Origin of the sequence: Streptomyces sp. NPDC048604, assembly GCF_043199435.1 — a bacterium.
GTDB lineage: Bacteria > Actinomycetota > Actinomycetes > Streptomycetales > Streptomycetaceae > Streptomyces.
On the sequence record NZ_JBICVX010000013.1, the window covers coordinates 90,550 to 104,940 of the forward strand.

16 protein-coding genes and 1 tRNA gene are annotated in these 14,391 nt (G+C 72.0%); 7 read left to right on the forward strand and 10 right to left on the reverse strand.

Annotated features, from left to right (window positions below):
• Window position 1: 1 nt before the first annotated feature.
• Entirely contained in the window at window positions 2-385 is a 384-nt protein-coding gene (locus ACGFMM_RS25690; protein ID WP_393648790.1) for a VOC family protein, read from the reverse strand.
• A gap of 105 nt (window positions 386-490) precedes the next feature.
• Here ACGFMM_RS25690 and ACGFMM_RS25695 point away from each other — a divergent pair, with 105 nt between their 5' ends.
• Entirely contained in the window at window positions 491-2,398 is a 1,908-nt protein-coding gene (locus ACGFMM_RS25695) for a M64 family metallopeptidase (RefSeq protein WP_393648791.1), read from the forward strand.
• A gap of 30 nt (window positions 2,399-2,428) precedes the next feature.
• Here the strand turns inward: ACGFMM_RS25695 and ACGFMM_RS25700 are convergent, their stop codons facing one another.
• From ACGFMM_RS25700 to ACGFMM_RS25710, 3 genes are all read right to left on the reverse strand, one after another.
• Entirely contained in the window at window positions 2,429-3,238 is an 810-nt protein-coding gene (locus ACGFMM_RS25700; RefSeq protein ID WP_393648792.1) for an SAM-dependent methyltransferase, read from the reverse strand.
• 110 nt (window positions 3,239-3,348) lie between these two features.
• The gene (locus ACGFMM_RS25705) at window positions 3,349-3,585 is read right to left on the reverse strand and encodes a DUF397 domain-containing protein (RefSeq protein WP_393648793.1); all 237 of its coding nucleotides are present in this window, start codon (window positions 3,583-3,585) and stop codon (window positions 3,349-3,351) included.
• Window positions 3,586-4,449: a helix-turn-helix domain-containing protein gene (locus ACGFMM_RS25710; RefSeq protein ID WP_393648794.1), complete on the reverse strand. Its 864-nt coding sequence runs from the start codon at window positions 4,447-4,449 to the stop codon at window positions 3,586-3,588.
• 209 nt (window positions 4,450-4,658) lie between these two features.
• Between ACGFMM_RS25710 and ACGFMM_RS25715 the strand changes: the two genes are divergently transcribed.
• The 4 genes from ACGFMM_RS25715 to ACGFMM_RS25730 are packed head-to-tail and all read left to right on the forward strand — an operon-like array spanning window position 4,659 to window position 7,239.
• Window positions 4,659-5,150, forward strand: coding sequence for an ATP-binding protein (locus ACGFMM_RS25715; protein ID WP_393648795.1), 492 nt, complete (start codon window positions 4,659-4,661; stop codon window positions 5,148-5,150).
• Between the two features lie 5 nt (window positions 5,151-5,155).
• A complete protein-coding gene (locus ACGFMM_RS25720) occupies window positions 5,156-5,644 on the forward strand; it encodes a hypothetical protein (protein ID WP_393648796.1) in 489 nt (162 codons plus the stop codon).
• Window positions 5,645-5,684: 40 nt separating this feature from the next.
• Window positions 5,685-6,524 carry a metallophosphoesterase family protein gene (locus ACGFMM_RS25725; RefSeq protein WP_393648797.1) on the forward strand — a complete coding sequence of 280 codons (840 nt, stop codon included), beginning with the start codon at window positions 5,685-5,687 and terminating at the stop codon, window positions 6,522-6,524.
• Between the two features lie 4 nt (window positions 6,525-6,528).
• Entirely contained in the window at window positions 6,529-7,239 is a 711-nt protein-coding gene (locus ACGFMM_RS25730) for a class I SAM-dependent methyltransferase (RefSeq protein ID WP_393648798.1), read from the forward strand.
• A gap of 51 nt (window positions 7,240-7,290) precedes the next feature.
• Here ACGFMM_RS25730 and ACGFMM_RS25735 read toward each other — a convergent pair whose 3' ends face one another.
• The 3 genes from ACGFMM_RS25735 to ACGFMM_RS25745 form a co-directional block, all read right to left on the reverse strand.
• Window positions 7,291-7,713: a hypothetical protein gene (locus ACGFMM_RS25735; RefSeq protein WP_393648799.1), complete on the reverse strand. Its 423-nt coding sequence runs from the start codon at window positions 7,711-7,713 to the stop codon at window positions 7,291-7,293.
• Window positions 7,710-9,056 carry a cytochrome P450 gene (locus ACGFMM_RS25740; RefSeq protein WP_393648800.1) on the reverse strand — a complete coding sequence of 449 codons (1,347 nt, stop codon included), beginning with the start codon at window positions 9,054-9,056 and terminating at the stop codon, window positions 7,710-7,712. The genes ACGFMM_RS25735 and ACGFMM_RS25740 overlap by 4 nt, the downstream gene beginning before the upstream one ends.
• A 118-nt stretch (window positions 9,057-9,174) precedes the next feature.
• Window positions 9,175-9,262, reverse strand: a tRNA-Leu gene (locus tag ACGFMM_RS25745).
• 217 nt (window positions 9,263-9,479) lie between these two features.
• Between ACGFMM_RS25745 and ACGFMM_RS25750 the strand changes: the two genes are divergently transcribed.
• Window positions 9,480-10,784, forward strand: a complete 1,305-nt coding sequence (locus ACGFMM_RS25750) for a DUF2254 domain-containing protein (protein ID WP_393648801.1) — start codon at window positions 9,480-9,482, stop codon at window positions 10,782-10,784.
• A gap of 53 nt (window positions 10,785-10,837) precedes the next feature.
• On the opposite strand, the gene ACGFMM_RS25755 is transcribed toward ACGFMM_RS25750, so the two are convergent.
• Window positions 10,838-11,788, reverse strand: a complete 951-nt coding sequence (locus ACGFMM_RS25755; RefSeq protein WP_393648802.1) for a beta-ketoacyl-ACP synthase III — start codon at window positions 11,786-11,788, stop codon at window positions 10,838-10,840.
• Window positions 11,789-11,984: 196 nt separating this feature from the next.
• Between ACGFMM_RS25755 and fdhD the strand changes: the two genes are divergently transcribed.
• A complete protein-coding gene (gene fdhD, locus ACGFMM_RS25760; protein WP_393648803.1) occupies window positions 11,985-12,845 on the forward strand; it encodes a formate dehydrogenase accessory sulfurtransferase FdhD in 861 nt (286 codons plus the stop codon).
• Window positions 12,846-12,849: 4 nt separating this feature from the next.
• On the opposite strand, the gene ACGFMM_RS25765 is transcribed toward fdhD, so the two are convergent.
• Both ACGFMM_RS25765 and ACGFMM_RS25770 read right to left on the reverse strand, forming a co-directional pair.
• Window positions 12,850-13,230 carry a (2Fe-2S) ferredoxin domain-containing protein gene (locus tag ACGFMM_RS25765; RefSeq protein ID WP_393648804.1) on the reverse strand — a complete coding sequence of 127 codons (381 nt, stop codon included), beginning with the start codon at window positions 13,228-13,230 and terminating at the stop codon, window positions 12,850-12,852.
• Window positions 13,231-13,305: 75 nt separating this feature from the next.
• Entirely contained in the window at window positions 13,306-14,337 is a 1,032-nt protein-coding gene (locus tag ACGFMM_RS25770) for a bile acid:sodium symporter family protein (RefSeq protein ID WP_393648805.1), read from the reverse strand.
• Between the last annotated feature and the right edge of the window lie 54 nt (window positions 14,338-14,391).

Consider the following 14,391-nt stretch of genomic DNA (forward strand, 5'->3'; position numbering starts at 1 on the left):
GTCAGGGCCGGTACCGCAGCGGGTGCTCCTCCGGCACCTCCACCACCACGATCCGCACTCCGTCCGGATCGGCCAGCCACATCTCCACCAGCCCCCACGGTTCCACCACCGGCTCCCGCAGCACGTCCGCGCCGCGCTCCACCAGCTCCCGGTGCGCGGCGCGGACGTCCGCGACCTGGAGCCAGAGCCGCAGCTCGGGCGAGGGCGGCGCGGTCGCCCGCCCGGACAGCTCCAGGAAGCCGCCGCCGAGGAAGTACACCGTGCCCCGCTCCGTGCCCGTGCCGAACTCCCGGTACACGGCGAGGCCCAGGGTCTCGCCGTAGAACCGGCGGGAGCGCTCCGGGTCGGCCGGGCGGAGCAGGATCCTGCTGCTCAGTACGTGCATGGGCGGCAGCGTACGGGCAGCTCGGCGCGACGGCCGCGTACAGCCACCATGTACGGCCGACGAACATCTTTACGACACTCGGTGCGCGCCCTAACCTCGCGCCCCATGACCTCTCCTGGCACACGTCTTCGCAGAGCGGCGGCCGCTTCGGCCACGGCCTGTCTGCTGGCCGCCGGCCTGGTGGGCGCGGGTCCGGCCGCCGCCGGATCCACCGGCCCATCCGAGTTCGCCGCGGCCGCCACCGTCGTCCCGATCCAGACCACCGGCCCGGCCGACAATCGGTTCAACCTGGTGCTCATGGGCGACGGTTACACCGCCGCCGAGACGGCCGACTTCCGCGCCGACGTCGACAAGCACCTCAACGTGCTGTGGAGCATCGAGCCCTTCGCCTCGTACCGGCCCTACATCAACGTGTGGGCGGTCGAGGTCGCCTCGCCCGAGTCCGGCGTCGACTGCGACCCGGGCCTGGACGCGCCGCGCCGCGACACCGCGCTCGGCATGGCCTTCTGGGGCGGCTGCAACCCGTCGAGCGTGCAGCGGCTGCTCACCGTGGACGGTCGGCTCGCGGGCCGGCTCGCCGACCTCGTCCCCGGCGCGACCCCGGCGAACCGGCAGATCGTCGCCCTCGCCAACAGCGACACCTACGGCGGCGCGGGCGGCAGTTACGCCACCGCCTCGGGCGGGAACGCCCTGTCGGCGCTGATCACCCCGCACGAGATCGGCCACTCGCTCGGCGGGCTCCAGGACGAGTACGACTACTACGCGCGCGGCGTGCCGGGCGGCGCGTACGAGGGGACGGAACCGGACTCCGCGCACCACACGCTGCTCACCGAGCGGCAGATGACGGAGCAGCGCGCCAAGTGGTGGCGCTGGCTGGGCGAGGAGAGCGAGTCCGGCGGGGTCGTCGGCCGGCACGAGGGCGGGATGTACAGCACCGGGGGCGTCTGGCGGCCCAGCCGGCACTCGCTGATGAAGACCCTCGGGTACGCCTTCGACCAGGTGGAGCGGGAGGTGATGGTACGGGCGATCTCCGCGAAGGTGAACCTCGTCCAGGACCACACGCCCAACGCCGCCCCGGTCGGCGCGGACCGGACGGTCTGGGTGGACACCCTGCACCCGGCGGGCGGCGAACTCGCCGTCGTCTGGCGGCTGGACGGCCGTCCGCTCACCACCGGGAACGCCCGCACCCTCGACCTGCGCCGCCTCGACCTCGCCCCCGGCGCGCACACCCTGACCGCCACGGTGACGGACCCGACGCCGTTCGTCCGCGACCCGGCGATCCGGTCCTCCGCCGCGCTGACCCGCACGGTGAGCTGGACGGTGGACCCGGCGCTGACGACCGAACCGCAGTCCGTCACGCCCGCGTTCACCGGACACACGCCCACCGGGAGCCCGGTCGGCGCACGGACCGTGGTGCACGCCGACACCACCCATCCGCAGGACCGCACGCTGCCGGTGCGGTGGCGGCTGAACGGCCGGGACGTGGGCAACCCGGGCAACGACCGTGATCTGGACCTGCGTTCGCTGCGGCTCGCCCCGGGCACGCATACGCTGACCGCCCGAATCCCGGGCACGGCCGCCCGGTTGACGTGGACGGTGGACGCCCGGCCGGCGACGGCCGCGTACGAGCTGTCGAAGCCGCTGCGCACGGTCCAGCGCCCCGGCCGGCCCGTCGAGTACGTCTACGACGGTCCGTTCACGATGCGGCTGACCGCGCAGGACGACCGCGAGGGCCATGTCGTCACCCAGTTCCGGGTGGACGGCGACGGCTGGTACACGTACTACGGCTGGCCGACCGACGCCGACGCGCCGTTCCGCTTCACCCCGTCGGGCACGGAGGTGGACGGGCTGGTGTACGGGAAGCTGGGCCGAAGCCGCGCGGTGCCGTGGGACGACGCGACGCCGGACTACGGCACGCACCGGATCGAGTACCGCACGATCGACGCGGCCGGGAACACCGGGGCGGCGAGGAGCTTCCTCGTCACCTTGACGCCCCCGGCGTCGGGTCGCTGACCCCGTCCAGGGGAAGCCGGGCCCGTGAGCCTAGAGCTTGCGGGCCACCCCGGCCCAGCCGGGGATCGGGTCGTCGCCGGCGACCGGGACGGGCTCGCCCAGCTCCGGGTGCCAGTCCGCGGTGAGGGTGACGCCCGGCTCGACGAACTCGAGGCCGTCGAAGAAGCGGGCGAGCTCGTCGCGGGAGCGCGGCCGCAGCGTCAGCCCCCGCGCCTTGTACATGCCGACGGCCTTCGCCGCGCCCTCCGGGTCGAAGTCGCCGGTGACGTGGGACAGGACGAGGTAGCTGCCCGAGGGCAGCTTCTCGACCAGCTTGGCCACCAGCTCGGAGGCCCCGTCCTCGTCGCCGACGAAGTGCAGCAGGGCGAGCATCGAGAGCGCGATCGGCTTCTCGAAGTCAAGGACCTTTCCGGCCCGTTCGAGGATCTCCTCGGGCTCGCGGGCGTCCGCCTGGATGTACTCGGTCGCCCCCTCGGGCGTGGAGCGCAGCAGCGCGGCCGCGTGGGCGAGCACGATCGGGTCGTTGTCGCAGTAGACGATCCGCGACTCGGGCGCGACCCCCTGCGCGATCTGGTGCAGGTTGGGCTCGGTCGGGATGCCGGTGCCGATGTCGAGGAACTGGCGCACGCCGTTGGTGCTCAGCCAGCGGATGGCGCGGTGCATGAACGCCCGGTTGACGCGGGCCATGTCACGGCCGCGCGCGTCGACGGTCAGCAGCTGCCGGGCCATCTCCTCGTCGACCGGGTAGTTGTCCTTGCCGCCGAGGAACCAGTCGTACATCCGCGCGGGATGCGGCTTGCTGGTGTCGATGCGTACTGCGGCGGGGTCCTGCCCGGTCATCGGCGCTCCATGGGTCGTCGGTGCGGAACTGCGGAATTCCGGAACCTCGGAACTACGGCTGCCGGAAGTCCACTTGATCAGTATGCGACGTGAGGAAGGTGGGGGAAGAGTCAGGTGAGCAGGAAGTCGGCCTGACCGGATTTGGCCCCCTGGATGAAGGCGGCCATCTCTCCGTGCGTGTAGATGAGGGCGGGGCCGTCGGGGTCTGCGGACTGTCGCACGGCGATCCTGCCGTCGGCCAGCTTCATGGCCTCGAAGCAGTTCCCCCCGTTCCCGCCGCTCCAGGGCTTGTGCCAGCCTTCGGCACCGAGCTCGGCGGCGGGCATGCCGTTGTATATGCGAATCATTCACAGCTCCTTGCGGAGACTCCGGAGAATCTCCTTCGTGCGTTGTGCAGTCGCGGCCTGGGCCGCCATGCGGTCCATGACCTCGAGATGTGAGGCCACCTCGGGACGCGCGTCGAGGTAGACGGCGCCCGTCAGGTACTCGCTGTAGACCATGTCCGGCAGCTCCGGCATGGCGAAGCGGAAGAGGACGAACGGTCCGTAGGTGCCGGGATGGTGGCCGGACGCGAACTCCGCGATCTGCAGGGTGACGTTCGGCAGCTCGCACGCTTCGAGCAGCCGGTCGAGCTGGGCGCGCATCACTTCCGGGCCGTCCCCGACCGGCCGGCGGAGCACCGTCTCGTCCATGACCACCCAGAACTTGGGGGCGTCGGTCCTGGTCAGCAGGGCCTGACGCTCCATGCGCAGGGCGACGTGGCGTTCGATGTCCTCGGCCCGGCTGGCGCCGACGGCTCCGCTGCGCATCACACCGCGCGCGTAGTCCTCGGTCTGCAGCAGTCCGGGAACGAAGTGGGGTTCGTACGCCCGGATGAGGGCGGCCGCCCCCTCCAGGCTGACGTACATGGAGAACCAGCCGGGCAGCACGTCGTGGAAGCGCTGCCACCAGCCGGGCTGGTTGGCCTCCTCGGCGAGCAGGACGAAGCCGTCGGCCTCCTCGTCGGTCACCCCGTACGCCTTGAGCAGCATCTGCACGTACGGGATCTTCAGCGCGACCTCGGCCGTCTCCATCCGGCGGACGGTGGCGGGGGCGACCCTCAGGATCGCGGCCGCCTCCTCGCGCTTGAGGCCCGCGCGTTCGCGCAGGTCCTGCAGGCGCTTGCCGAGTACGACCTGTCCCACCGTGGGGGCGGACCGCGGCTCGCTCACTCTCAGACCTCCCCGACGCGCTGGTTCCCGACGAGTGTGCCACGGGACTCGGCCAGAGAGAACACCGCACTCTGTAATTTTCAGAGTGCCCCTTGCCAAGTGTCCGAGTCGGGAGCAGAGTATTCCGGTGAACCAGTTCACGCGGCTGCCACGCCACGCCCGGGTCGGGGCGGGGCTCGGCACTGCTTCCCCACTGTTAGGAACCGGTCGTGGCCTCTGGTAACGCGCTCACCCCGAGACTCATGGACCCCCGGCCCATGGACCCGCGGCCCCTGACCGACGATCGCCCCACCCATCCGCGCGTCCGGCGGTTCTCCTTCGAGCTTCCCGCCCTCACCTCCTCGGTGGCCCGGGCCCGGCTGCTCGCCCACGAACGGCTGACGCTCTGGGGCTGCGGTGAGGACGTCCGCGACACGGTGGCGCTGGTCGTCTCCGAACTGGTCACCAACGCCGTCGTGCACACCGGCAGCGCCCGCGTGGTCTGCGAACTCCGCGAGGGCCACGACCGGTTGCGGATATCGGTGCACGACGAGGGCGGCCCGGCGGGCCCCCGTATGCGGATCTGCGGCGAGGAGGAACGCGGCCGCGGACTGATCCTGGTGGACGCGGTGTGCAGCGCGTGGGGCGCCGACTCGACCGGCCACGGGACGGCGCGTGTCGTATGGGCGGAGCTGGCCCACGGCACGGAGCTGCCGTGCTGAGGTCGATGGCCACACTGTTCGGACCGCTGGGGCCGCTCGGGCGGCGCGCCGGACCCCCCGCCCGGATTCCGTCGGCGCGCACCTCCGCGCAGGACGGCATCGCGGCGATCGCGGTCGGCTCGCAGGGCGAGGTCAGGCTCGTACCGCCCCCCGGCTTCCGCACCCACCTGGGCTGCGACGCGGTGGGCGTCCCGGCCCGGCACGGCTTCCGGGTGCTGTCCCGGCTGCCGGCGAAGGGCTGCGTGTACGCGGACCGCGACTGGTGGTGGTGGCTGGTCCCCGAGGGCTCCGACCTGGAGCTGACCTGGCCGCTGCCGGCCTGCTACGCGCCCGGCGCGGTGATCCCGGACCGCGGCCCGCGGCTGATCCACCGCCCGGACGGCACCTCGCCGTACACGGGGCCGATCCCCCTGTACCTGCTGGCCTGCCAGCTCACCGGCACCGCCCCGAACTGGGCGCCGGCCGCCGGCCGGGGACGCTGCGTGATCGACTGAACGCGCTCCCCGCGGACCCCCGCTCGATTACTGTGACGGCATGGGCAGCCTGCTGGCAGTGAGCGACCTGCACGTCGCACATCCGGACAACCGGGCGATCGTCGAGGCGATGAAGCCGACCGCGGACGACGACTGGCTGATCGTGGCGGGCGACGTGGGCGAGCTGCTCGAGGACGTCGAGCGCACCCTGGCCCTGCTCGCCGACCGCTTCCACACGGTCGTGTGGACCCCCGGCAACCACGAGCTGTGGACCCACCCCCGTGACCCGGTCACCCTGCGCGGCGAGGCCCGCTACCGCCGCCTTGTCGAGACCTGCCGCGCCCTGGGCGTCCACACGCCGGAGGACCCGTACCCCGTCTGGCGCCACCCGGACGGCCGCCCGGTGACGGTGGCCCCCCTCTTCACCCTCTACGACTACACCTGGCGCCCGGCCGGCGCCGAGACGAAGGAGCAGTCGCTGGCCGTGGCGAAGGCGGCGGGCATCGTCTGCACGGACGAGCACGTCCTGCACCCGGACCCGTGGGAGTCGCGCGAGGCGTGGTGCGCCGAAAGGATCCGCTACACGGAACAGCGCCTGCAGCACCTTGAACTGACGGACGATCAAACTCTGGTCCTGGTCAACCACTACCCCTTGGTGCGCGACCCCACGTCCGTCCTCTGGCACCCGGAGTTCGCCCAGTGGTGCGGCACCGAGCGCACGGCGGACTGGCACGTCCGCCACCCGGTGGAGCTGATGGTCTACGGCCACCTGCACATCCCCCGCACCACGCACCACGACGGCGTCCGCTTCGAGGAGGTCTCGGTGGGCTACCCGAGAGAATGGCGCAAGCGAACCGAACAGGGCCCGTGGCCCCGCCAGGTCCTCCCGAAGGCAGACTGACCCCATGTTCACCCCCGATGGCCCCAGCTTCCGCGAACTCACCGTCCAGGCAATGTCGTCGGTGGAACACGGCTACGACCTCCTGGCCCCGAAGTTCGACGCCACCCCGTTCCGCACGTCGACCCGCCTGCTGACGGCCACGACACAAGCCCTGCGCCCCTTGGGCCCGTTCACCACGGGCCTGGACGTCTGCTGCGGCACGGGCGCGGGCTTGGAGGTCCTGGAGTCGCTCTGCACGGAGCGGGTGGCGGGCGTCGACTTCAGCACCGGCATGCTGTCCGCGGCGAGGGAGGCCCACCCCGAAGCGACCCTGATCCGCGCGGACGCCCTGTCCCTCCCCTTCGCACCCTCCTTCGACCTGGCGATCAGCCTGGGCGCCTTCGGCCACTTCCTCCCCGAGGACCGCCCCCGCATCTTCACGCAGATCCACGCGAGCCTCCGGCCCGGCGGCCTTCTCGCCTTCCCCCAGCCGGCCCCACCCCGCGTGGGCTCCCGCGCGTACTGGACGCTGTGGGCCTTCGACGCGGTGATGCGGGTGAGGAACGCGCTCTGGCGCCCGAGCTTCGTCATGTACTACCGCACCTGGCCCTTGGCGGACGTCCTGCACGACCTCCAGGACGCCGGCTTCGAGGTGACCCTGCACCCGATGGAGTCCCTGGGCCGCCGGGAAGACGGCAGCCCGGCCTGCCGGCTGGTGGCGGCGCGGAGGACGTGAGGCCGGCGGATCCGTGTCCGCCTCCCCCGGCGGGGAGGCGGACACGCCGGATCACAGCTGCGCTGTGGCGAAGCCGGCGAGGAGGACGGCGACGCCGCCGATCTCGCCGGTGGCCAGGACGTACATCATGCGGTTCGTGCTCTTCGGTGCGTTGCGCATCTGGTTGACGGTGTTCTTCTTGAAGCCGAGCCAGGTGTACTTGCCGATCGCCCCGGCGAACAGGCCGACGACCAGCGCGGCCGCGCCCAGGTTCACGGCGGCCGGCCAGGCGGAGAACTGGACGAGCCCCGCGATGACCGCCGTCGCGAAGGTGTACATCAGGGCCGCCTGGTGGGCGACGTCGATGTACCGGTGGGCCCGGCCGTCCGGCGATGCCGCCATGGCCCGCCATTTCCACACGCCGAGCAGCATCGCGGCGAGGAGGATGACCCCGGCGGAGAAGAGGACCAGTGCGGCGTCCTTGTGCATCGTCATCCCTTCAGCCAGGTGAGGAACTGGCTCCACAGGCCGGTGTGTTCGGCCCTGGGGGCGGTCCGGGGCGGCTCGGGGGCCGCCTGCGGGGCGGGCATGGGCCGCCGCGCGGGCTGGGCCCTGACCGGGGCGAATCGGACGGGGAGTGCGGCCAGCGCCCGGTTGAACGGCCCGGGCCGCCAGGCCAGGCTGCTCTCCGGTACGGCGAGTTCGACGTCGGGGATCTGGTTCAGGAAGTTCTCGATGGCGGTGACGGTGATCTGCCGGGCGGGGTCCTTCGAGGGGCAGGCGTGCAGCCCGGCGCTCCAACCGAGGTGGGAACGGTTGCCGGGCGTCTGGCGTGCCGGCGTCAGTTCCGGGCCCGTGTTGGCGGCGGCGAAACTGACCAGCACCAGATCGCCCTGCCGGAACTGCCGGCCGGCGAACTGCACGTCGGCGACCGGGAAGTGCGCCGCGAAGTTCTGGATGGGCGGGTTCTCCCACAGCGTCTCGTTGATGGCCTCGTCGATCAGGACGTTCATACGGGCGCGCCGGTCATGGGTGAGCAGGCGGTGCAGAGTGTTGCCCATGAGGTTGCGCAGCGGTTCGTTGCCCGCCACGAACAGCACGCAGAGCTCGTTGACCAGCTCGCCGTCCGTCAGCGCCGCCGGGTGTCCAAGGAGCCATGAGGTGACGTCGTCGCCCGGTGCGGCCCGCTTGAGCGCGATCAGTTCGCCGACGGCCCCGTGCAGCACCTCGATCGCCTTGCCGGCCTCCACACCGTCGAACATCCCGGTGATGCCGTACACGATGCGGTCGCCGATGTCCGGAGGGCAGCCGAAGAGCTCGTTGAACACGAGCAGGGGGAGCTGCCCGGCGTAGTCGCCGAGCAGATCGGCGGAGCCGCGGGTGCTGAACCGGGCGATGAGGTAGTCCGAGATCTGTTCGGTGATCCGCGTCAGCCGGCCCGGATCGACGCGGGCCATGCTGTCGGTGATCGCCTGGCGCAGTCTCAGGTGCTCCTCGCCGTCGGCGAAGACGCAGTGGGGCTGGTATCCCAGCACCGGCAGGACCGGGCTGTCGAGAGGGACGCGGCCTTCGTTGAGCTCGCGCCAGCGGCGGGAGTCCCTGCTGAATCCGGGTCCGGAGTTCTGCAGCAGGCGTCGTGCCGTCGCGTAGTCGGTGACGAGCGTCGCCTCCACGCCTGGGGCGAGCTCCACGGGTGCGGTGGGCCCGTAGTGGCGCAGGTACGCGTAGTACGCCTGCGGGTCGGCCGCGAACTCCGGCCCGTACAGCGGCACCCTGCCGCCGCTGTCGTGGGCCGGGCAGCCGGGCGGCGGTAAGGGGCCGGCGGGCTGATGACTCATGTCGACTCCTCGAAACACGGGAACAGCGGTTCGGAGTCGGATCATATGAGTGCAGTGATCGTCAGGGGCGAGAAGCGCCGGAAAAGCAGAAAACCCCTGATCAACAGGGGTTTTCATCTGGTGTCCGAGGGGGGACTTGAACCCCCACGCCCGATAAAGGGCACTAGCACCTCAAGCTAGCGCGTCTGCCATTCCGCCACCCGGACTAGGTGTTTCGTCGCCTTTTCGGGGTGTTCCCCCGCGGCGACATGGACAACTCTACCAGGGGTTCGAGGCGGGTTTCACCAGCGTTTTCCGTGGTCAGTGGGGGGTCGGGAGGCGGATTGTCGGGGTGTGGGCGATCTTGAGGCCGGTGGTGGACGAGGAGTGACGCGGCGGGTGCGTGCGGTAGCGGGAGGGGTGAGGGGGACTTAGCCTGCGCCGGTGAGCTACCTGTCCGAGTACCGCAGGCCCCGGGCGCTGTCCCCGCTGCGGGAGCATCTGCGGGACACCTTCTGGTTCGCGCCGATCGCCGCCATGGCCGCGGTGTTCCTGCTGTGGTGGGGCTGTGCCGAGCTGGACGAGGCGATCATCGCGTCGCTGAAGGACTCCCGGGAGCACGAGGCCGTCCGTGAGCTGATGGGGATCGCCGAGGACGCGAAGACCATCGTCACCACCGTCAGCTCCGCCATGCTGACGTTCATCGGCGTCGTCTTCTCCATCTCGCTGGTCGCCCTGCAGATGGCGATCGGGCAGCTCAGTCCCCGGATCGTGCGGATCTTCATCCGGAGCCGGATCACCAAGGCGACCTTCTCCGTCTTCCTCGCCACGTTTCTGCTGTCGCTGCTCGTGCTCACCTCGTACGACGCCGCCGCCGATCCGCGGCTCGTGTCGACCGTGCCGCTCGTCCAGTCGCTGCTGACGCTGGTCATGGTGCTGCTGAGCCTGCTGCTGTTCGTGGCGTACGTGAACTCCACGCTGCGCCTGATGCGTGTGGCGCACGTGGTCGACCGGATCGCCACCGAGTCGTTCCGGGTGCTGGACAAGACGCCGCGGTCCGAGGCCGGGGTCGCCGAGGGTCTCGGGGAGCCCGCCGAGTACGTGATGCACCGCGGCCGCGCCGGCGTCGTACGGGACGTCGACGTCGCCCTGCTCGTGCGTGCCGCGCGCCGGTACGGCGTCGTGCTGCGGCTCGTGCCCCGGATCGGGGACTTCGTGGTGCCCGGCACGCCCCTGCTCGCCGTGCACGGCGGGCGGCTGCGCCGCCGCCTGAGGTCCACCGTGTACGTCGGCGTCGAGCGGACCTTCCACCAGGACCTCGGTTTCGGCCTGCGGCAGCTCGCCGACATCGGGCTGCGGGCCCTCTCCCCCGCCGTCAACGACCCGACCACCGCCGTGCAGTGTCTGGACCGGATCGTCCAGTTCCTCGCCGCCGTCGCCCGGCGGCCGCTGGGCACCGTCGGGCACCTCGACCACGAGGGCGTCGCCCGGCTCGTCCAGGACGTGCCGGGCTTCACCGACCTCGTCGACCTCGGCTTCACCGAGCTGCGCGGCTGCGCCCCCGGCAACCCGCAGATCTCGCGGCGCATGCTCGCAGGCCTGGACGACCTCCTGACGCTCGCCCCCGAGGAGCGGCGGGAACCGCTGCTGCGGCACCGCGCGCTCCTGGTCGCGATCGTCGAGCGGACGACCCTGGAGCCCGCCGACCGGGCCTTCGCCCTGGAGGCGGACCGTCAGGGGATCGGCTGAGCGGGTGCGGGTCGACCGCACCGAGGTGGGTCGGTCGACCGGACCGGCGTGGGTCAGGGGACGCGGACGACCTGGCCCGCGTACGAGAGGTTGCCGCCGAAGGCGAAGAGGAGCGCCGGGGCGCCCGACGGGATCTCGCCGCGTTCGACCAGCTTGGACAGCGCCATCGGGACGGAGGCGGCGGACGTGTTGCCGGACTCGGTGACGTCGCGGGCGACGACCGCGTTGACCGCGCCGATCTTCTGCGCGACGGGCTCGATGATCCGCAGGTTGGCCTGGTGGAGCACGACCGCGGCGAGGTCCTCCGGCGTCAGCCCGGCCTTCTCGCAGACCTGCCGGGCGATCGGCGGGAGCTGGGTGGTGGCCCAGCGGTAGACCGTCTGGCCCTCCTGGGCGAAGCGCGGCGGGGTGCCCTCGATGCGGACCGCGTGGCCCATCTCCGGGACCGAGCCCCACAGCACCGGGCCGATCGCGGGCGTCTCCTCGGTGCCGTCGGTCGCCTCGACGACGACCGCGCCCGCACCGTCGCCGACCAGGACGCAGGTGGTGCGGTCGGTCCAGTCGGTGACCTCGGTCATCTTGTCCGCGCCGATGACCAGGGCGCGGCGCGCCGAACCGGCCCGTACGGCGTGGTCGGCGGTGGCCAGCGCGTGCGTGAACCCAGCGCAGACCACGTTGAGGTCGAGCGTCGCCGGCGCGGACATGCCGAGCCGGGCGGCGACGCGGGCGGCGGTGTTCGGCGAGCGGTCGATGGCCGTGGATGTGGCCACAAGCACGAGGTCGACGTCCGCCGGAGCGAGGCCGGCGGCGGCCAGCGCCTTGGCGCCGGCGTGCGCGGCGAGCTCGTCGACCGGCTCGTCGGGGCCTGCGACGTGCCGGGTGCGGATGCCGACCCGGCTGGTGATCCACTCGTCGCTGGTGTCGACCAGCGCGGCCAGGTCGGCGTTGGTGAGCACCTTGGCGGGCTGGTAGTGGCCGAGCCCGGCGATGCGAGAGCCGGTCATGCCCGGGACCCCCTTGACGTTCGGCGTGCAGGAAACTCCCAGTGTTGTCAGCGACTGATCGGTAACCGGTGAGGTAAACCACCAAGATTCACCCGAGCGGGTTGGGAGACCGCCACAACGGCCGCTCCACGTCAGGGCCGACCGCGCGGGTGCAGGACAATGGTGACGTCGAGTCTTCGCAGGATCGGGTGTGGGCATGGGACGGGTCACCGAACGCCACCGCGTCGTACGGATCCGGGGAGGGGTGGACGTGGGCGCCCGCGCCGACACCCTCGTCTCGGAGGAGCCGCTGGAGATCCGGCTGAACGGCCGGCCGCTGGCGATCACCATGCGCACCCCGGGCGACGACTTCGCGCTCGCCGCGGGGTTCCTGGTCAGCGAGGGGGTGCTCGCGGCCGCGTCGGACGTGCGGAACATCGTGTACTGCGCCGGTGCGAAGGACGACGGCACGAACACGTACAACGTGGTGGACGTGCAGCTCGCGCCCGGCGTCGAGGTCCCCGACATCACGCTCGAACGGAACGTCTACACGACCTCGTCGTGCGGGCTCTGCGGCAAGGCCAGCCTCGACGCGGTGCGGACGACGGCCCGGTTCGCGATCGCCGACGAGCCGCCGCTGCGGCTCACGCCCGCGCTGCTCGCCGCGCTCCCGGACCGGCTGCGCGCCGCGCAGAAGGTGTTCGACCGGACCGGCGGTCTGCACGCGGCGGCGCTGTTCTCGGAGGACGGCGAACTGCTGGACGTACGGGAGGACGTGGGCCGGCACAACGCCGTGGACAAGCTGGTCGGCCGGGCCGTGCAGGCGGGGCTGCTGCCGCTGCGGCGGGCGGTGCTGCTTGTGTCCGGGCGGGCCTCGTTCGAGCTGGCGCAGAAGGCCGTGATGGCCGGCATCCCGGTCCTCGCGGCGGTGTCCGCGCCGTCCTCCCTGGCGGTGGAGCTGGCCGCGGAGACCGGACTGACGCTGGTCGGGTTCCTGCGGGGGGACGACATGAACGTGTACGCGGGGGCGCATCGCATCGCCCTGGAGCAGGCCCGGACCGAGGCGGGCAAGGCCTGAGCCGTCAGGGTTTCGGCGGGTCGACCATCTGGAGTTCCAGGGTTGCCGGGGGCTTCGCGATGCCGGGGCCGCCGGCCTCGGTCCAGGCGAGTATGTCGTCCAGGGCGTCGTCGTCGAACGTGAAGCCGATCCACGCGGCCCGGCCGCCCCGCCGGCGGCCCTCCGTCGAGGGCTGGACGACGACGATGTTGGCCTGCGCGCAGGGGCCGAGGCAGTCGCTGGTGCGGACGACGAGCCGGCCTCCGGACGCGGCGGCCGCGGCGCGCAGCCGGGCGAGCTGGCCGGCGTGATCGGTGCCCGGGTTCTTGCGCGGGTCGCCGCAGCAGCAGCCGCGGCAGACGACCAGGCTGCAGGGGCGGGGACCGAAGGCGCGTATCGCGGGCATGGCAGTACCGTAGCGGTCCGGATGATCACCATGATCACCAGTGCCCGGCAGTGGCGCGATCGCCGCGACCGCCCGTCAGCGGCCGGGCGCCACCTGGCGGGCCGCGGCCGCCGCCTCCGGCCGCGGTTCCTCCTGCGGGTCGTGGGCGCGGCGTTTGGCCAGGACGGCGCAGACCATCAGCTGCATCTGGTGGAAGAGCATCAGCGGCAGGACGGCCAGCGAGGCCTGCGCGCCGAACAGGACGCTCGCCATGGGCAGCCCCGCCGCGAGGCTCTTCTTCGAGCCGGCGAACTGGATCGCGATGCGGTCCGCCCGGGCGAAGCCGAGGCGCTTGGCGCCGTACCAGGTCAGTGTCAGCATCACCGCGAGCAGCACCGCCTCGACGGCGAGCAGCAGCGCCAGGCGGGCCGGGGTGACCTGCGACCAGATGCCCTGCACCATGCCCTGGCTGAACGCCGTGTAGACGACGAGCAGGATCGAGCCCCGGTCGACGTACCCGAGGACCTTCTTGTGCCTCAGCAGGAACCCGCCGATCCAGCGGCGCAGTGCCTGCCCGGCGAGGAACGGGACCAGCAGCTGGAAGACGATCTTCAGGAGGGAGTCGGCGGAGAAGCCGCCCGCGCTGCCGCCGAGCAGCGCCGCCGCCAGCAGCGGGGTGAGCACGATGCCGGCGAGGGAGGAGAAGGAGCCCGCGCAGATCGCGGCGGGCACGTTGCCGCGGGCGATCGAGGTGAAGGCGATCGACGACTGGATGGTCGACGGCACCAGGCACAGGAAGAGCAGTCCGCTGTACAGGGGCGGGGTGAGCACGGCCGGGACCAGCCCCTTCGCCGCCAGCCCGAGCAGCGGGAACACCGCGAAGGTGCAGATCAGGACGGTGAGGTGGAGCCGCCAGTGGCGCAGGCCGTCCAGTGCCTCGCGGGTGGAGAGCCGCGCCCCGTACAGGAAGAACAGCAGCGCGATCGCGGCGGTCGAGGCCCCGCCGACGACGTCCGCGGCCGTGCCCGACGCGGGCAGCAGCGCCGCGAGTCCCACCGTGCCGAGCAGCGCGAGGATGTACGGGTCGATCGGCAGCCGGGACGGCAGCAGGGTGGTGCGGCGGCTCATGGGGGGCTTGCTCTCGATCGCTGGTGGGTCGGGTTCCGCTTCCGCGGTGCTCCC